Here is a 15731-nt window from a genome sequence, read left to right on the forward strand (position 1 = left end):
TTCTTTTTCACTCTATCGGAACGCCGTCTTTAGTCCTTGGAGCGAGCCACTTCATAAGCTTCTGCGGGTCTTTCGTCCTTATGATTATCGTTATCGGGCCGAGCGGGCTTTCCTCGTTGAAGTTCACGACACCTGCATAAGCGGCCTGCTTGTTCACCTTGATGATTATCTCCTCGCCGAAGTAGCCCTCCTCAAGGAAGCTCCTCGCAGTATCAAGTATCGCCTGCCCCCTGAAGAGTTCATAGAGCCTGCTGAGGGCCTTCCTGCCCCTGGTCTTTCCGGTGAGGATTATATAGTCCCCCCTGTCAAAGGCCTCGAACTCCAGATCGGGAATCAGGTTGAGCATCGCCCTCTTTACCTTCTCAATATCCTCCGTCGGGTAAACGTAAGCCTCAACCTCAACTTCCTCAAACAGCTCGCTCATGGTCTCACCCTGCCTGGATTGGGGAAGGGGATTAAAAAGCTTCTCAAAGCTTCGAGATAATTTCATCAACGAGCTTTTTCACTTCAGCTTCATACGCTTCTCTGGAGCCGTTGTTCACCAGCATGTAGTCGGCCATCGCTATAACTCCTCCGATGCCAAAGCGGAGCTCCTTCCAGTCCCTCTCCTCAAAGTCCTCCCAGGTCTGCGGGTCGTCGTGCCTACCCCTCGCTTTGAGCCTCTCAAAGCGCTGCCTCGGTGGTGTGTGGACTGCAACTATAATGATTTTCTCTTCCGGAAAAGCCCCCCTGAAAGTTCCAACTTCGTCGAGAGAGCGAACACCGTCTATAACGACGACTTGCGAACCTTTTAAAAGCGCTCTCACTTTTTCGACGGCGAGCTTTGCAACGGCGTTCTGCCCGAGTTCCTGCCTCAACCGTATGCTGACCTTGGCAACGTTCTCCTTGGTAAGCTCAAGACCGCGCTTTAGGGTTTCCTCCCTGACGATGTCCCCGAGAGAAACGCTTGGAAAACCTCTCTTCTCAAACTCCTTTACGATTTTACTCTTCCCAGAACCCGGCATTCCGGTTACTATGACTATCATCGCGCCCACCCGAAGTAGCTGGAAACCCGCTTAAAAACCTGATGGGTAGTTAGGTGGACAAAATTTTTTAAGGTTCAGTTTAAAAACTGGAAAGGTGGTATCTATGAACATGATATGGTTCATTGCTGGCCTGATAATTACGTTCCTCGTAAACATCCCGTTCGGCTTCTGGAGGACACACGCGAAGAGAAGTGGAAGCAGGCTGGAGTGGGCGCTGGCAGTGCATCTCCCCGTCCCACTTGTGATAGTCTTGAGAAGGCTTGCGGGGCTGAGCTGGAATGCCTCGGGAATTCCGTTCATCCTAATCTTTGTCTTGGCCTATTTCCTCGGCCAGAGAACGGGAGGAAAGCTCTACAACAGGGCAGTCGAGAACGGTTTTGAACCCGGGAGGAACATCTTCAGTCTTCTTACTATCGAAAAAGAGGAGGGAGAGGCTATTTGAGGAAGTCGTAGAGGTTTCCCTTCCTCATCTTTGGCTTCTCCTTTTCTGAGATAGTGTACTCGACACCGAGGTGTCTGTAAATTCCCTCAAGGATTTTCAGACCGATTCCCTCCACCTGGAGGAGATCCTTCGGCTTAGCCCTCAGTATGTCGTCAACGCTCCTGAAACCGGCGTTGTAGAGCGCCCTCGCCCTTCTCCTTCCAATGTTGGGCAGCTTAACCAGCTCAAGGAGCTCCTCCCTTACACCGTGCCTCAGGCGGAGGTGGAGGTCGCGGAGGTACTGAAGGACGTCTTCCTTTGGCTCGAAGAGCTTGTAGAGCTCGATGAGGGAGTACATCAGCCAGTCCGCAAGCTCAAGGATTCTGTAGAGGTCGCCGGGGTCTATGTTGTAGGTCTCGTATATCCTAGCCTCTGGGACTTCGTTTATCCAGTCGAGGAGGACTTTGGCAGTCTTAACCTGTCCCAGGAACCCCTGGAAGCGGGAGTCCTCGTAGTAGGGGATGTTCGAGTACAGGTGCTCCTCCATCTCGTAGGCTAAGTCCAGGTAATCCTCCATTTCTCTTCTCCTGGCTGTTAGCGTGGCCATGTCCGGGGTTGATGCGAGGAGCTGGAATATGCCGAAGGGGTTCGGATTTCTCTCGATAGCTGGAAAAGCATCTTTGAACTTCTTCGCCGTGAGTGGATCTATGTAGAGCTGGGAGGTTCTCCTTCCAAATGGGAGGGCTATGAAGCGGTTCTCGATATCCATGTCGATGAACTCGTTCTCTATGAGGAAGTAGACGATGTCCTTGGCCTTGTACTCGAGCGATGAAGTATCACCCCTCTGGTGGGCGTAGAAAGTCCTTGAAAGGAAGTCAACAAGCTCCCTGAAGTCCTCGACGCCGAAGTTGGTTATTAAAGCTAAAACCTGGCTCCTGAAGGCCTGCTCGTTGGCCAGCATCGAGAAGAGCTTCTCGGGTTTTCCATGGATGTACTTATCTATTAGCTTCTTGGGGTCTTCGGTTCTCGCGACGATAATGGCCTCACCGATCTTGTCGTACTTCGGCCTTCCAGCCCTTCCCATCATCTGCTGTATCTCCAAAACGGGAATGTCAGTCCAGCCGAAGTTGGCGTATCTCTTCGTATCGCGGATTATTACGCGGAATGCGGGGAGATTTATCCCAGCCGAGTTGTGAACGATGAAGCCGACGCTGTAGCTCTCGTCCCCTTCAACCTCAAGGTTGTAGACGTCTCCTTCGTACTCTTCTTCTTCAATGGAGCGGACTTTTAAGAGGAGGTAGTTCTTCCAAGTCCTGTTGACGTTGTACGTCCTGTTTCCCCTTTGGGGGACTTCGAACCCAAGCTCTTCAAGGAGGGAGTAGTAGCTTTTTCCGCTGACCTTTACGTCGTAGATTGGTTTCCTGGTCTTGCCTATGCCCTCAGTTCTTATGCTCCTGTGGATCGAGGAAGTGTATCCAAGTGATGCCACAAGGAGCTGGAGCTGGTAGGCGAGGGAAGGGGAGACAGTGGAGTATGATATGTAGTTGGCTCTCCTCTGGGACTCTCTCCTCACGTATCCATCGCCCTCAATTAGCCCCCTAAGAAGCCCCAACCTTACCTCTCTGTTCTTGTTCAAAAGGAGGAGTGGCGGTATTGACTTGTTGTCCGCCCCATGTCCTATATTCTCGCGAAGCCACTCTGCAAAGCGCTTGTTGCAGAACCTCACAGTCCGCCGGTTTCTTTCGTGGTCTTTGACAACTATTTTGGCGTGAGGGAAATATTTCCGTATCGTTCCGGTTATGAACTCTGTAAGATCTTCCTCGTTGGAGCTGATGTCGAACTTTATCACACCATTCTTTGAGGTAGAACCCTCGGCTATCCACAGGCCGATTAGGCGGGCAGTTTCAAAGTTCAGTGGGAGGTATTCGGGCGTCCTCTTTACGGAAGGATGGAGCTTGTCCGTTTTTCCGTGCTGGTTGACAACGTAAACTTCCTTTCTCAGGGGAATTTTGTCCGCATCAACAGAGGGCTCTGGAATCGGCTGGAGAAGCATGTAGGAAACCTTTGGGTCAGTCTCAGATTCAAGCCTCTCCTTCAGCTCCTGGGCGGTCATCCACTCGGGCCCCTCAAACTCCCACCATATAACCTGCCTTCCGTCGGAGTAGTGGGACTTGTGCCGTATCTGTTTTACCACCCAGACCATGTGCTCAGGAGTGATCTTAACTGGAACTGTCCCGTAGGCCTTTATAACAAGGAGTCTTCCCTTGTGCTCCCTTCTCAGAGGTTGGATCACCTTCTTAAACGTCCCAGTGTGCGTCAAGACTTCGTCGCCTTCAGTCAGCTCTGAGACCTTTTTTGCACCGCTTTTGGTGACCACATATGTATCGGGATGCATGCAGAGCGTCGGCGTCGCCGTTATCACCTTTATCAAGCCGTTCCTGAAGGCGTCCTCTATCAGCGTCCTCTCTGCCCTACTCAGGCCGGCGTGATGGAAGGCAACTCCTCCCTTCAGCGCCCTCTTGAGCTTTTCAGTGGTTGGGTTGTCCTCTATGGAGGAGATCAGCTCCTCAAGCCTTCTGGTCTCGGGTTTTGTGAGGAGCTTTGAAACTTTGGATGAAAGCGAGATTGCCTCCTTCTCGGCACTCCTGCGCGTGTTGACGAAAACTAAGGCCTGCTTTCCCTTCTTTACGGCGTCCAGTACGAGACTTTCCCAGTTCTCGGGGTAGTGGTCGATTTTCCCATCTTCCCAGAAGAGCTGGCCGAGGTGGAAGACACCTTTCCTCAGCTCCACCGGGCGCCAATCGCTCACAACAAGAGAAGCGTCCAGCCACTCCGCGAGCTCTTCAGCATTTCCGACGGTGGCACTTAAGGCCAAAATCTGGGCCTTTCCAAGCATGTGGGTGAGTATCATCTCAAGCGTCGCGCCCCTGTCGTAGGAGCCTATGAGGTGGACTTCATCGGCAACTACCAGCTTAACGTCCTTAATCCAGCTCGCCCCGTGCCTCAAGAGGGAGTCGAACTTCTCGGCTGTGGCCACTATTATGTCGTACCTTCCGAGCCATTCGTCGGTTGAATCGTAGTCTCCTGTCGTTGCAGCAACCCTGAGGCCAAGAACTTCCCACTCCTTGAACTCACGGTATTTCTCTTCCGCCAGTGCCTTAAGGGGAACCAGATAGACGGCTTTCCCACCCTCGCTCAGAAGTTTGTTAACCATCACTATCTCGCTCACGAGGGTCTTTCCGCTCGCCGTTGGAATAGCTAACACTAGATTCTTCCCCTCAAGAACGCCGCTCTTCAGCGCCTCTGCCTGGGGTGGGTAAAGCTCCTCGATCCCTCTCTCCTTTATGACGCGTTTTATCCTCTCGTCAATGGGAAGCTCATCAACCTTCATCTCCTCTCACATCCCGATGGAGTGAGGAAAGTGGTTTTATATGCCTACCGCCTGAGCGTTCTATTTGGAGGTCCGTTGACGTTTGCCTGAAGAACCAGAAGTCAATGCTTAATTCGGAATTATTAGTTCTATGTTGGGGGACTTTAGAAAACCCGACCGGAACTTTGTACGAAAAGCTTAAATTAACGCCCGTTGAAATAATATCGTAAAACTCCGAGGTGGTTCCCATGGTTAGGGCCTACGTGTTGCTTACTGTTGAAATTGGAAAGGTCGAGAGCGTTATAGAGGCTCTCAGGAAGATGCCGGGAGTTACGAAGGCAGACGCCGTCACCGGCCCCTACGATGCGATAGTCCACATCGAGGCCAAGGACCTCGGCGAGCTGACCAGAAAGATACTCCACGACATACACAACATTGACGGCGTTATCGACACAACCACTGCAATAGTAGTGGAGACAGAAGAGGAGTGATTACCTCTTCTTTCTCTTGCCGTGGGCTTTGCGCTTCTTTGCCCTGAGTTCTCTGATTTTCTCACAAATCATTCTGAGACTTTTGCCCTTGGGGTATGGGCTCTCGATCCGTAGCATTCCCTTTGTCCTGAGCTCCTCATCGATGCCCGACAGTCTGGGATTCAGCTTTTCAGGTTCGAACTCAATGACCTTCATACCGAGAATTTCAGCGGCATCGCGTATTTCCTCTGGGGTGGGGGCTTCAAGGGCGACCTCTTTTTTAACTAGCCTGCCGTATTTTCGAGGCAACCGCGAATCTATCTCGCTCGGCCACACTACGAACTTCATTCCTTTCACCCGGCAAGATTTAAAAGTTGAGCCGTTAAAAACCCTTCTGGTGATAAATAATGTCTAATGAAGGAGCACTTCATGACTTTATCAGGGCTATAGTGCCGGGTGACATTGTTTTAATCAAGTACTCTTCCAATGCACCCGTGGAGAAAATAGCGTGGGGTGAGATAATACCTTCCATCCACGACCACGGAATCGTGTCAATAGATTTCTGGGGTATTGGTGACATACTCATGAGAAAGTTTGCAAAGACCAGCGGGGTTGAGTATACGAAAATCCTCGACGTTATAAGGGAAATAAAGATCATTAAAATCGGACCTGGAGCAGCCTCGTACGGTGAAGTGCTTGAGGACATAGTCCCCACGTATGAGCCGCAGAACTTCTTAAGGAATTACCATTCCATACTCAGCAGAATTTCCAGACTTCCTCGGAAGCCCAAGTACGCAGTGGTCTTTGGACTCTCCCACTACATATACTTCAACCCTGAAAAAGCCCTGAAATCAATATTGACTGCAGTTGGTACAATACCGGCGGGAGATCTTGCCATTATCAGCTTCGTTAACACCAGCATACTAAACGAGGCACACATTGGAATCCTCGAAGAGCTTAGCACAAAAGTTGCCGAGGTTTCTGGGGGGAAGATTATCGTGGCCGGAGGAGAGAGAATATGATATCAGTCGGAGATAGAGTTCTTCTCGTTGATCCACGGGGGAAACGGTATCTTGTGAAAGTTGAGGATAAAGAGTTCCACACTGACCTTGGCATCTTGAACTTGGGCGAGCTTATAGGAAAGCCCTACGGCGCTAAAATTCAGAGCCACAGAGGGGAGACTTTCACGGCTCTCAAGCCGGACATCAACGACATCATAGCAAAAATGAGAAGAGGTCCCCAGATAGTCCACCCTAAGGACGCTGGAATAATCATAGCCTACGCTGGAATTTCACCGGGCGACACGGTCATCGAGGCAGGGGCAGGAAGCGGAGCGCTCACAATATTCTTGGCAAACGCTGTTGGGCCGACGGGAAAGGTAATAAGCTACGAGGTGAGAAAGGACTTCTACGAGATAGCAAAGAAGAACGTGGAGTTAGCAGGCTTTTCCGATCGGGTAGTCCTGAAAAATAAGAGCATTTACGACGGGATAGATGAGAAAGAAGCCGACCACATAGTCCTTGACCTTCCCCAGCCTGAGAACGTCCTGCCGCATGCAGTTGATGTCCTCAGACCGGGAGGATATTTTGTTGCCTATACCCCATGCATGAACCAGGTGCACCGCTTTTTCAGGGCGCTTGAAGAGTTCAAAGGAGAGTTCATGAGGCCAAGGGTTGTGGAAGTCCTCGTTAGGGAGCAGGAAGTCAAAAGAGAGTGCATGAGGCCGAAGACGACGATGCTGGCACACACGGGCTACATAACCTTCCTCAGGAAGCTGTGAAGTCGGCACTCTTCTCTTCTTCCTCAAATAGAACGTATGCCAGAACCCAGAAGATAACCGATATTCCAAGCGATTTCAGGAGCGGGTTCTCACCCAGGAGCCTCTGGAGGGCTGGCACTGCACCATAGATCAGCGGAAGGAACATGCCAAAGGCGGCCATTATTACAGCGAAAGTGTAGGCAACCTTCTTCATACGTACCCCCAGCCCACTTCTCATGGTCAATTAAAAACGTTTCTTCCATTATCCTTCCGTCGGGCTGAAAAACCTTCGCCGTCCTAAACCTTTGGTTAACAACAGGTTTATAAGCACTTAAAGTTGTGAACCTTTAGATGTCCAAGTTTGGACTCATGTACGGAGGTGTTCATTATGCCTTACAAGATACTCGACAAAAAGGAGCTGGCCATGAATGAGGTGTGGTACAAGATACACGCTCCCCACGTCGCTAAAAAGGTTCAGCCCGGCCAGTTTGTTATCGTCAGGGCATTTCCCAACGGAGAGAGGATCCCCCTAACTCCCGTCACATGGGACAGGGAGGAGGGCTGGATAACCCTCATTACCTTTGTCCGCGGAAAAACGACCATGAGGATGGCCAACGAGCTCAAGCCCGGAGATGAGATCCTCAACGTCGCCGGTCCGCTCGGAAACCCCGCCCCGATGGAGAAGTTCGGAAGGGTTTTGGCTATAGGTCTCATAACGGGTATCGTTGAAGTTTTCCCGATAGCCAGGGCCTGGCAGGAGATAGGAAACGAGGTTACCACTCTTCACGTCTCCCCGAACCCAATGGTAATCCTGAGGGAAGAGTTTGAGCAGAGCGTCTCCAGGCACATCGTCGAGGGCTTTGACCTTCAGCCCGGCTGGGGGATGAACGAGATAGCGCAGGAGCTTGTGAAGAGAGCCACAGCCAAGGTCAGGGAGCTCCTTGAGAACGAGCACTTTGATATGGTGCTCACCGTCGGCCCGGCCGGTGCTCAGAAGGCCATTTTCAACGTGGTCAAGGAGTTCGGAATCCCGATGCACGCCGACCTTCACCCAATCATGGTTGATGCAACCGGAATGTGCGGAGCATGCCGTGTTACCGTTGGAGGAGAGGTGAAGTTCGCCTGCATCGACGGGCCTGGGTTCGACGCCTATAAGGTCGACTGGGACGAGCTGATACACAGGACGGGTTTCTACGCCCCGCTTGAGAGGCTCGCCCTTGAGCACTATCTAAAGCAACTCCAGGCCCAGGGAGGTGAGCAGTGATGCCGAGAAGGAAGCTCATCAAGGAGAGGGTTCCGACCCCCGAGAGGCCCCCGGAGGAGAGGATTAAGGACTTCAAGGAAGTAAACCTCGGCTACACCTTCGAACTGGCCGTTAAGGAAGCCGAGCGCTGTCTGCAGTGCCCCTACGAGTATGCACCCTGTATCAAGGGCTGTCCGGTTCACATCAACATTCCTGGATTCATAAGCAAGCTCGTTGAGTACCGCGACGATCCTGACAAGGCCGTTAAGGAAGCCCTCAACGTCATCTGGGCCTGCAACTCACTCCCAGCTACGACCGGTCGTGTCTGCCCGCAGGAAGACCAGTGTGAAATGAACTGTGTCATGGGCAAGGTCGGCGACAAGATAAACATCGGCAAGCTTGAGCGCTTTGTTGCTGACTACGCCCGCGAGAAGGGCATTGATGAGGAGCTTCTCTTTGAGATAATCCCGAAGATCGAGAAGAAGGGCCAGAAGGTCGCTATCATCGGAGCTGGGCCAGCTGGCCTCACCGCCGCCGGAGAGCTGGCGAAGCTCGGCTACGATGTTACCATCTACGAGGCCCTCCACGAGCCCGGAGGAGTCCTGATGTACGGTATCCCCGAGTTCAGACTTCCGAAGGAGATTGTGAACAAGGAGATTGAGAAGCTCAGAAAGCTCGGCGTCAAGATACTCACCGACCACGTTGTTGGCAGGACAGTTACCATCGAAGAGCTCCTCCAAGAGTACGATGCTGTCTTCATTGGTTCCGGTGCTGGAACTCCGAGGCTAATCAACGCCCCGGGAATCAACCTCAACGGAATCTACACCGCCAACGAGTTCCTCACGAGGGTCAACCTCATGAAGGCCTATCTCTTCCCTGAATACGACACACCGGTTTACGTTGGCAAGAAGGTCATCGTTATCGGCGCTGGAAACACCGCAATGGACGCCGCTAGGAGCGCCAGGCGCTTCGGTGCAGAGGTGACCATAGCCTACCGCCGCGGTGAGGAGGACGTCTCGGCCAGGGAGGAAGAGGTCGAGCACGCCAAGGAGGAGGGCATCAAGTTCGTCTACTTCGTCAACCCGGTCGAGTTCATAGGCGACGAGAATGGCAGGGTCAAGGCAGTCAAGTTCGAGAAGATGAAGGCTCTCGATGAGAGGGACGCCAGGGGCAAGAGGAAGATAGTCGGTACCGGCGAGTACGTAACCCTCGAAGCGGACACCGTCATTATCGCCATTGGAAAGCACCCGAACAGGCTCATCATCAACACACCTGGCCTCAAGGTCGAGCGCGGAAAGATCGTCGTTGATGAGAACCTCATGACCAGCATTCCGGGCGTTTTCGCCGGTGGAGATGCCATAAGGGGAGAGGCAACCGTCATCCTGGCGATGGGTGATGGGAGGAAGGCCGCGAAGGCCATCCACGAGTACCTCACGAAGAAGAGGCAGGAAAAGGCGAACGCCTGATTTCTTTTCTTCCCCTTTGTGGTACCGTATGCTTTTTATGTCTGGAAAACCTGGCGGTGAAAAGACTTATAATGTCCTATTTTGGGAGCTATTGAGTGATACCATGGCATCTGTTTCAGCTGTTATAAGGAATTTCCGGCCGCTTGAGGGCCGGGCATACATCGGTCTCATTGGTCTGGCGATACTGATGAACGTGAAGTGGGTTAGTCGTGATGAGGCGTTGCTGGCCTTTATAGCTGGGGTGTTCTTCGTTTGGTACGCATTCTCAATAAACAACTGCTTCGACGTGGACACCGACTCACTGAACCCAGATAAGGTTAAGAGGAATCCAATAGCCAGCGGGGAGCTCAGTTTTTGGGAAGGCGTGGCAATCTCTGTGGTTCTTGCCCTGCTTGGAACGGCTATCGCCTCCAGAACGAACACCCTAATGTTCATCTTTTACCTTCTCATGACTCTCCTCGCGACCATCTACTCCGCACCGCCGAGGCTGAAGGCGAGGCCGGTGGTTGATGTGCTCTCTCATGGCCTCTTTTTCGGCGGGCTTCCCTTCCTCTACGGCGCTTCAATGGACGGGAGAATCTCAGGCATCGAGGCGCTTATAGCACTCAGCGTTACCCTCTACTCCTTTGCCCTCGAGCTCAGGAACCACCTCGGCGACTATGAGAGCGACCTTAAGGCGGGCCTCAAAACGACGCCGATAGCGCTTGGAAAAAAGGCCTCTGAAACGCTTGTTGTGGTATTCTCTTGGGCCTCAATTGTCCTGCTGGTGGTGGGATTACCCCCCTTGGAGCACTTGGGGCAGTGGCAGTGAAGCTTAGGATAAACTACCGGACGTTGGACGCTCTCATGCTGGCTTTATTGGTTGCACACACCGCCAGGTTGGTGCTCGGTGGATGATGTCTTAGGGGTGCAGGAAAATGAAAATAGCCCTCGTCAGCGACTGGTACTACCCAAAGATCGGCGGCGTCGCCACTCATATGCACCAGCTTGCAATCTATCTGAAAAAGCTCGGCCACGACGTTTCAATAGTGACTAATGATCTAAAAACGGGAAAGGAAAAAGAGCTTGAAGAGCTGGGGGTAGGATTGGTTAAAGTCCCGGGTGTCATCAGTCCGGTGCTCGGGATAAACATAACCTACGGGCTGAAGTCGAACAGAGAACTAGGCGAGTTTCTCGTGGATTTTGATGTTGTCCACGCCCACCACGCCTTCACTCCACTCTCGCTGAAGGCGGTTAAGGCCGGGAGAACTCTCGAAAAGGCAACACTCCTCACAACCCACAGCATATCCTTCTCCCACGAGTCTTCCCTATGGAAGGCCCTTGGGTTGACTTTTCCACTCCTCAACCACTATCTAAAATACCCCCATGAAATAATAGCCGTTAGCAAGGCTGCGAAGGCGTTCGTAGAACACTTCACGGATTCTCCAGTTAGAGTTATTCCGAACGGCGTCGATGACGAGCGCTTCAGACCACTGAGCAATAAAGAGAGAGAACTGGTGAGAGAAGAGCTTGGAATAAACGGAGACTTAATTCTCTACGTTAGCAGGATGTCCTTCAGGAAAGGGCCCCACGTGCTCCTCAACGCCTTCCAGAACATAGCAAGGGAAAAGGAAGATGTCACACTTGTTATGGTCGGCTCTGGCGAGATGCTTCCTTTCCTGAAAGCGCAGGCGAAATTCCTGGGCATTGAAGACCACGTGAGATTTATGGGCTACGTCCCTGATGGACTTCTTCCGAAGCTCTATGCTTCCGCAGATGTTTTTGTCCTGCCATCAACAACGGCAGAGGCCTTTGGGATAGTAGTGCTTGAGGCGATGGCCTCTGGAATTCCAGTTGTCACGACAACGGTTGGTGGGATCCCTGAAGTCGTTAAAGAAAGTGAAAGCGGCATACTCGTCCCCCCTGGCGACGAAGCGGCACTTGCCGAGGCAGTCTTAAAGCTCCTCTCCGACAAAGGGCTTGCCAAAAAGTTTGGAGAAGCCGGGAGAAAAGCCGTTGAAACGTGCTACTCCTGGAAGGTTGTTGCGGGCGAGATAGAAAAAGTGTACGAAGAGGTTTTAAGCGAGTTGTAGGCAGGCAACGCGGCGATGACGAACCTCACGATAGCTGAAGGGTGATGAGGGGCATACTGGCCGAGCCGCTATCCTTTTAACTTTCGGTTTGGAGAGTAAAACGAGCGATGACGAGCTCTAGGGTATCTGATTGATAATGATGAAGAAAAAGAGCCGAGCTCACTTCTTTCCCTTCGAAGATTTCTTCGAATTTTCTGAAGTCTCGAGCCCAAGCTTTATCCAATGAACAGTCCCTTTAAAATGATGGCCTATTCTTAAAGAGAAAAGGTCAAAGCTCGAGGCTGAGCCTTCTGACGACCGGGTCCTCGGCCTCTTCTGGCTTTATCTCCTCGATGCTCTCAATCCATATCTTTGTTCTCGGAACCCTGTGCTTGCTCCCGATGTCAGAGTAAACGAGCTCCCTTACGTGCTCCTCCTTGAGGGCCCTGTACTCCTTGGTGAAAGGCTGCTTCTTTCCGAGCCTCTCAAAGGTACCCTTGACGCGGAAAACCTTGACCTCCATTTTTCACACCTCCTTCCTCCGCCACTACTCAGGCCATTTTTTAAGCTTTGCTTCAACCAAGGAAGCCGAGGGCTTCCTCGATCTTCACTATCTCAGGACCAGTCGTCAGGTGCCCGACAACGACACCATACGAGTTGGCCAGCATGCATGAGCCAACGAATGGAACGCCCATGTTGGCTGTGCCGACGTAGATATCAACGCCAAAGAGGTCGCTCAGCCACTCAAGCTCCTCGTCAGTTGCCTCGGGATGGACGAGCCCGCCCTTGTTCGTGACGACGCCAACGCTGCCGACTGAGCGGTAGCTGGCTATCATTCCCCTCTCGACCTCATCAACGCCCAGTATCTCGCCTATCGCGTTTGCCTCCTCCCTCGTGAACTCCTTGCTGACGAGGGCGGCCTTATCGTTGGTCAGGATGAGGTTGCCAAGGGCTGTGAGCCTGCTCTTAAAGGGGACAACGTCCATGTCAATACCGAACTCGTTGAGAGCAGTTTTGATTCTCTCAAGCTCAGCGTCCCAGATGTACCAAGGGACGATGATTGCGTTGGAGTTGCCGGCGGCGAATATTCCAACTATCCTCGACTTCATGATGCTGGTCTCGATGATCGGGACTTTGAGAACTTCTCTCAGGACTTCCAGCTTCTTCTCACCCAGTCCCTCTCTCAGGAGAAGAACCCTGTCAGTTGCGCGCCCGTAAACACCGAGATATGGGGAGTTCTCAAAATCGAGTCTCTCTATGTGCATCTCGTCACCTCTAAAAAGTGGTTAAAGTCAGGCGAGGGAGACCTTGGCTATCCTCTTCCCCTCGCTCTCCTCAACGACAACCTTGACGCGGAGCTTTCCTGGCGGCTTCTCAGCGCCGCGCTCCCAGATCTTCTCGTTGACGTCGGTGCCGATTATGACCTCGTCAGCCTTGGCGTGCCTGGCTATCCACTCACGGACGAAGCGGGCAGCCCTGGGCGCCCTCTTCCAGCGGGGAACCCTCTTCTTGATCTTGTTTATCGGGACGACGAATATGACCTCTTCACCGGGCTTGATCGGCATTTACATCACCTCACTCCTTAAGCTTTGTCCTCCTCCAGTGTCTCCTCTTCGGGTGAGTGATAACTTTCCTGTTGGTCTTCACAATAACCCAAACAGGGACGCGCCTGTTCTGCTTTGCAGCCTTGGCGAGCCTGAGCTTCTTCGCAAACGGCTTGTTCCTGGCCATAGTTACACCCCCTCCTTTTGCCTGTTCATGCTTTGGAAATTCGTTTTTAAGCTTTTTTGTGTTTACCATTTAAATATCTCATTCGTCGGGAACGAGGTGATGCTCCCTGCATCTTGCTTCGTAGCTTTCCCTTCCCCCAACGAGGATAACCGGCGAATTCCTTGGAGCGGGCTTCCCGTCTATCAATCTCTGACTCCTCGTCGCGGGCTTTCCGCAGACCGTACAGACCGCCGTCAGATAGACGATGTTGTCCGCCCTCACGAGGAGTTCTTTCGTCACAGGGAACGGGTCGCCCTTGAAGTCGAGGTTGAGCCCGCTGGCTATGACGTAAATTCCCTGATCGGCGAGCTCGTTTAAGGCCTCCACAACTGACATCGGAAAGAACTGAACTTCGTCTATTCCAATGACCTCGTAGCCCTCATTGAGCGTTATCTCCTTTATCCTCTCCACCCCTTCCTCGGTAGTCGGCACTACGAAGGCCTCGTACCTGAGCCCGTTGTGTGCAACGACTTCCCTTTCGGAATAGCGATTGTCTATGGCCGGTTTGAATAAGGCTGCCTTTCTCTTGGCGAAAATCTGTCTCTCGACCCTTTTGATCAGCTCGGTAGTCTTTCCGGCAAACATTGGGCCAGTTATGACCTCAAGAAAACCGCCCGGGTGCATCGGTTTCACCGAGGAAGGTGAAAAAGAAGGGTTAAAACGGTTTGGGCTCAGACTTTCTTCACGATCAGCTTGACCCCATCAACCTTGACCACTTCAACCGTGTCCCCGACTTCGAGCTTATCATCACTGAGCGCTATCCAGTTGTCCCCCTCAAGCTCAACGAGGTAGTGGTCTTCCGCTACTTTAACGACTCTCCCCCTCTTCCCTACCAGCTCGAAGGTGTACTTCTTCTCCTTTTCTCCAATGTCCACGACGTCCTTTCTGATGTACCTGCCGACGAGGATGTAGGCGAGGACGCCGAAGATCAACGCAACGACAAAGCTCTCCGTGAAGTTCCAGCCGAAGCCTAAGAGAATCCCAAGAACGGCAAAGGTAACCCCTATGGGTGTTATGAATGCCGTAACCATCATGTCGAGCAGGATTATGAGCAGTCCAAGGATGAGGAGAAAAATCGGGAAGGGGTCCATGGCCCCTCACTCCGTCATGTCTTTAGGCTTTTCAAGCTCTTCGCTGTTCTCACCACTTCCCTGGGGCTCTTCCTTCTCGTTCTTCGGCGGCTGAGGGAGCGGCATGTCCTTGACCTTCTGGAGGATTCTCAGCAGGCCGATGAGAGCCTCTGTGTCGTACGGGACTATGAGGTTGCCGTACTTGGCAAGGTCGGGAAGCTTCTCGATGTACTGGAGCGTGAGGTACTTCTCGTCCGCCATCCTGAGGGCCTCAAGCACCTTCCTGATTGCCTCTGCCTGGCCCTCAGCGATGAGTATCTGCCTCTGCTTCTCACCTTCGGCCTTCAGAATGGCCGCCTGCTTCTGGCCCTCGGCCTCCCTTATGGCGCTCTCCTTCTTACCTTCCGCCAGGAGTATCATGGCCCTCTTCTCCCTCTCCGCCGTCATCTGCTTGGCCATCGCCTCCTGGATGTCCTTCGGCGGGTCTATCCTCTGTATCTCGACGCGGGTTATCTTAACGCCCCAGCGGTCGGTTATCTTGTCCAGTTCTTCCCTCAGGCGGGCGTTGATTATGTCCCTACCAGAGAGAGTCTCATCGAGCTCCATCTCACCGATTATGGCACGCAGGTTGGTTTGGGCGAGCTTGACGATGGCCATCAGGAAGTTGCTCACGTTGTAGACGGCCTTTATCGGGTCGATTATCTGATAATACACCACGGCGTCAACGGTTACGACGACGTTGTCCTTACAGATGACTTCCTGAGGGGGGACATCAATGACGTGCTCCCTCATGTCAACCTTTTTGACGTGCTCCATGAAAGGGATTATGAAGTGTACACCGGGGTCGAGGATTCTGTTGAACTTTCCGAGCCTCTCCACCAGACCTTTCTCGTAGGGCCGGATTATCTTGACGCCCAGTAGCAACAGCAGAAGCAAGAACAGACCCAGGACGAATATTACAAAGGCGGCAAAGCCAGCCATTACTACTACCTCCCGAAATTTCTAGACTTCTTCTATGTTGAGTTCCTTATAAGCCTTTCCCAGGTTTGTGGGGTCTACTTTTTAAACCCCGAGCGTATGTGTGAG

At 52.4% G+C, this 15731-nt stretch carries 19 protein-coding genes and 3 pseudogenes; 8 read left to right on the forward strand and 14 right to left on the reverse strand.

Annotated features, from left to right (window positions below; translation table 11 throughout):
- Positions 1–7: 7 nt before the first annotated feature.
- A complete protein-coding gene (locus tag ACZ5TN_RS11065; protein ID WP_464916737.1) occupies positions 8–424 on the reverse strand; it encodes an RNA-binding domain-containing protein in 417 nt (138 codons plus the stop codon).
- A gap of 43 nt (positions 425–467) precedes the next feature.
- Positions 468–1025, reverse strand: a complete 558-nt coding sequence (locus ACZ5TN_RS11070; RefSeq protein ID WP_464916738.1) for a dephospho-CoA kinase — start codon at positions 1023–1025, stop codon at positions 468–470.
- A 103-nt stretch (positions 1026–1128) separates the two neighbouring features.
- Here ACZ5TN_RS11070 and ACZ5TN_RS11075 point away from each other — a divergent pair, with 103 nt between their 5' ends.
- Positions 1129–1467 (forward strand): hypothetical protein, encoded by a 339-nt coding sequence (locus tag ACZ5TN_RS11075; protein WP_464917636.1) that lies wholly within the window; start codon positions 1129–1131, stop codon positions 1465–1467.
- Here the strand turns inward: ACZ5TN_RS11075 and ACZ5TN_RS11080 are convergent.
- The 3 pseudogenes from ACZ5TN_RS11080 to ACZ5TN_RS11090 all read right to left on the reverse strand — a co-directional run.
- Positions 1460–2635 (reverse strand): annotated as a pseudogene (locus tag ACZ5TN_RS11080) (helix-hairpin-helix domain-containing protein); the annotation flags it as partial. The gene ACZ5TN_RS11075 and the pseudogene ACZ5TN_RS11080 sit on opposite strands and share 8 nt — an antisense overlap.
- A 180-nt stretch (positions 2636–2815) precedes the next feature.
- Positions 2816–3841: pseudogene (locus tag ACZ5TN_RS11085) on the reverse strand (LAGLIDADG family homing endonuclease); the annotation flags it as partial.
- 3 nt (positions 3842–3844) lie between these two features.
- Positions 3845–4837: pseudogene (locus ACZ5TN_RS11090) on the reverse strand (DEAD/DEAH box helicase); the annotation flags it as partial.
- A 227-nt stretch (positions 4838–5064) separates the two neighbouring features.
- Here ACZ5TN_RS11090 and ACZ5TN_RS11095 point away from each other — a divergent pair.
- Complete coding sequence (locus ACZ5TN_RS11095; RefSeq protein WP_011250282.1) at positions 5065–5307, forward strand: Lrp/AsnC family transcriptional regulator; 243 nt, start codon at positions 5065–5067, stop codon at positions 5305–5307.
- Here the strand turns inward: ACZ5TN_RS11095 and ACZ5TN_RS11100 are convergent, their stop codons facing one another.
- Positions 5308–5634 (reverse strand): signal recognition particle protein Srp19, encoded by a 327-nt coding sequence (locus ACZ5TN_RS11100; RefSeq protein WP_011250281.1) that lies wholly within the window; start codon positions 5632–5634, stop codon positions 5308–5310.
- A 59-nt stretch (positions 5635–5693) separates the two neighbouring features.
- Between ACZ5TN_RS11100 and ACZ5TN_RS11105 the strand changes: the two genes are divergently transcribed.
- On the forward strand, positions 5694–6308 hold the full coding sequence (locus tag ACZ5TN_RS11105) for a DUF257 family protein (RefSeq protein ID WP_011250280.1): 615 nt from the start codon (positions 5694–5696) through the stop codon (positions 6306–6308).
- Positions 6305–7066: a tRNA (adenine-N1)-methyltransferase gene (locus ACZ5TN_RS11110; RefSeq protein ID WP_011250279.1), complete on the forward strand. Its 762-nt coding sequence runs from the start codon at positions 6305–6307 to the stop codon at positions 7064–7066. Before ACZ5TN_RS11105 ends, ACZ5TN_RS11110 begins: the two co-directional genes overlap by 4 nt.
- Here ACZ5TN_RS11110 and ACZ5TN_RS11115 read toward each other — a convergent pair.
- Positions 7053–7283, reverse strand: coding sequence for a hypothetical protein (locus tag ACZ5TN_RS11115; RefSeq protein WP_464916739.1), 231 nt, complete (start codon positions 7281–7283; stop codon positions 7053–7055). The genes ACZ5TN_RS11110 and ACZ5TN_RS11115 overlap by 14 nt on opposite strands.
- Before the next feature lie 150 nt (positions 7284–7433).
- Between ACZ5TN_RS11115 and ACZ5TN_RS11120 the strand changes: the two genes are divergently transcribed.
- From ACZ5TN_RS11120 to ACZ5TN_RS11135, 4 genes are all read left to right on the forward strand, one after another.
- The gene (locus ACZ5TN_RS11120) at positions 7434–8309 is read left to right on the forward strand and encodes a sulfide/dihydroorotate dehydrogenase-like FAD/NAD-binding protein (RefSeq protein WP_464916740.1); all 876 of its coding nucleotides are present in this window, start codon (positions 7434–7436) and stop codon (positions 8307–8309) included.
- The gene (gene gltA / locus ACZ5TN_RS11125) at positions 8309–9754 is read left to right on the forward strand and encodes an NADPH-dependent glutamate synthase (RefSeq protein ID WP_011250276.1); all 1446 of its coding nucleotides are present in this window, start codon (positions 8309–8311) and stop codon (positions 9752–9754) included. The genes ACZ5TN_RS11120 and gltA overlap by 1 nt, the downstream gene beginning before the upstream one ends.
- 103 nt (positions 9755–9857) lie before the next feature.
- Positions 9858–10565 carry a UbiA prenyltransferase family protein gene (locus tag ACZ5TN_RS11130; RefSeq protein ID WP_464916741.1) on the forward strand — a complete coding sequence of 236 codons (708 nt, stop codon included), beginning with the start codon at positions 9858–9860 and terminating at the stop codon, positions 10563–10565.
- Between the two features lie 106 nt (positions 10566–10671).
- Complete coding sequence (locus ACZ5TN_RS11135; RefSeq protein WP_464916742.1) at positions 10672–11826, forward strand: glycosyltransferase family 4 protein; 1155 nt, start codon at positions 10672–10674, stop codon at positions 11824–11826.
- Positions 11827–12094: 268 nt separating this feature from the next.
- Here the strand turns inward: ACZ5TN_RS11135 and rpl18a are convergent, their stop codons facing one another.
- From rpl18a to ACZ5TN_RS11170, 7 genes are all read right to left on the reverse strand, one after another.
- Entirely contained in the window at positions 12095–12328 is a 234-nt protein-coding gene (gene rpl18a, locus ACZ5TN_RS11140; protein WP_011250273.1) for a 50S ribosomal protein L18Ae, read from the reverse strand.
- A 52-nt stretch (positions 12329–12380) separates the two neighbouring features.
- Positions 12381–13070, reverse strand: coding sequence for a translation initiation factor IF-6 (locus tag ACZ5TN_RS11145; protein WP_011250272.1), 690 nt, complete (start codon positions 13068–13070; stop codon positions 12381–12383).
- Between the two features lie 27 nt (positions 13071–13097).
- Positions 13098–13370: a 50S ribosomal protein L31e gene (locus ACZ5TN_RS11150; RefSeq protein WP_464916743.1), complete on the reverse strand. Its 273-nt coding sequence runs from the start codon at positions 13368–13370 to the stop codon at positions 13098–13100.
- 10 nt (positions 13371–13380) lie between these two features.
- Positions 13381–13536, reverse strand: coding sequence for a 50S ribosomal protein L39e (locus tag ACZ5TN_RS11155; protein ID WP_011250270.1), 156 nt, complete (start codon positions 13534–13536; stop codon positions 13381–13383).
- Positions 13537–13614: 78 nt separating this feature from the next.
- On the reverse strand, positions 13615–14199 hold the full coding sequence (locus tag ACZ5TN_RS11160; protein WP_464917637.1) for a thymidine kinase: 585 nt from the start codon (positions 14197–14199) through the stop codon (positions 13615–13617).
- Positions 14200–14246: 47 nt separating this feature from the next.
- The gene (locus tag ACZ5TN_RS11165) at positions 14247–14666 is read right to left on the reverse strand and encodes an NfeD family protein (RefSeq protein WP_011250268.1); all 420 of its coding nucleotides are present in this window, start codon (positions 14664–14666) and stop codon (positions 14247–14249) included.
- A 6-nt stretch (positions 14667–14672) separates the two neighbouring features.
- Complete coding sequence (locus ACZ5TN_RS11170; RefSeq protein ID WP_011250267.1) at positions 14673–15626, reverse strand: SPFH domain-containing protein; 954 nt, start codon at positions 15624–15626, stop codon at positions 14673–14675.
- Between the last annotated feature and the right edge of the window lie 105 nt (positions 15627–15731).

The sequence above is a fragment of the Thermococcus sp. JCM 11816 genome, from assembly GCF_055396515.1.

Bases quoted from the DNA above. Each gene is read 5' to 3' on its own strand.
- ACZ5TN_RS11065 (WP_464916737.1), bottom strand. From the start codon at position 424: ATGAGCGAGCTGTTTGAGGAAGTTGAGGTTGAGGCTTACGTTTACCCG.
- ACZ5TN_RS11070 (WP_464916738.1), bottom strand. From the start codon at position 1,025: ATGATAGTCATAGTAACCGGAATGCCGGGTTCTGGGAAGAGTAAAATC.
- ACZ5TN_RS11075 (WP_464917636.1), top strand. From the start codon at position 1,129: ATGAACATGATATGGTTCATTGCTGGCCTGATAATTACGTTCCTCGTA.
- ACZ5TN_RS11095 (WP_011250282.1), top strand. From the start codon at position 5,065: ATGGTTAGGGCCTACGTGTTGCTTACTGTTGAAATTGGAAAGGTCGAG.
- ACZ5TN_RS11100 (WP_011250281.1), bottom strand. From the start codon at position 5,634: ATGAAGTTCGTAGTGTGGCCGAGCGAGATAGATTCGCGGTTGCCTCGA.
- ACZ5TN_RS11105 (WP_011250280.1), top strand. From the start codon at position 5,694: ATGTCTAATGAAGGAGCACTTCATGACTTTATCAGGGCTATAGTGCCG.
- ACZ5TN_RS11110 (WP_011250279.1), top strand. From the start codon at position 6,305: ATGATATCAGTCGGAGATAGAGTTCTTCTCGTTGATCCACGGGGGAAA.
- ACZ5TN_RS11115 (WP_464916739.1), bottom strand. From the start codon at position 7,283: ATGAGAAGTGGGCTGGGGGTACGTATGAAGAAGGTTGCCTACACTTTC.
- ACZ5TN_RS11120 (WP_464916740.1), top strand. From the start codon at position 7,434: ATGCCTTACAAGATACTCGACAAAAAGGAGCTGGCCATGAATGAGGTG.
- gltA (WP_011250276.1), top strand. From the start codon at position 8,309: ATGCCGAGAAGGAAGCTCATCAAGGAGAGGGTTCCGACCCCCGAGAGG.
- ACZ5TN_RS11130 (WP_464916741.1), top strand. From the start codon at position 9,858: ATGGCATCTGTTTCAGCTGTTATAAGGAATTTCCGGCCGCTTGAGGGC.
- ACZ5TN_RS11135 (WP_464916742.1), top strand. From the start codon at position 10,672: ATGAAAATAGCCCTCGTCAGCGACTGGTACTACCCAAAGATCGGCGGC.
- rpl18a (WP_011250273.1), bottom strand. From the start codon at position 12,328: ATGGAGGTCAAGGTTTTCCGCGTCAAGGGTACCTTTGAGAGGCTCGGA.
- ACZ5TN_RS11145 (WP_011250272.1), bottom strand. From the start codon at position 13,070: ATGCACATAGAGAGACTCGATTTTGAGAACTCCCCATATCTCGGTGTT.
- ACZ5TN_RS11150 (WP_464916743.1), bottom strand. From the start codon at position 13,370: ATGCCGATCAAGCCCGGTGAAGAGGTCATATTCGTCGTCCCGATAAAC.
- ACZ5TN_RS11155 (WP_011250270.1), bottom strand. From the start codon at position 13,536: ATGGCCAGGAACAAGCCGTTTGCGAAGAAGCTCAGGCTCGCCAAGGCT.
- ACZ5TN_RS11160 (WP_464917637.1), bottom strand. From the start codon at position 14,199: ATGCACCCGGGCGGTTTTCTTGAGGTCATAACTGGCCCAATGTTTGCC.
- ACZ5TN_RS11165 (WP_011250268.1), bottom strand. From the start codon at position 14,666: ATGGACCCCTTCCCGATTTTTCTCCTCATCCTTGGACTGCTCATAATC.
- ACZ5TN_RS11170 (WP_011250267.1), bottom strand. From the start codon at position 15,626: ATGGCTGGCTTTGCCGCCTTTGTAATATTCGTCCTGGGTCTGTTCTTG.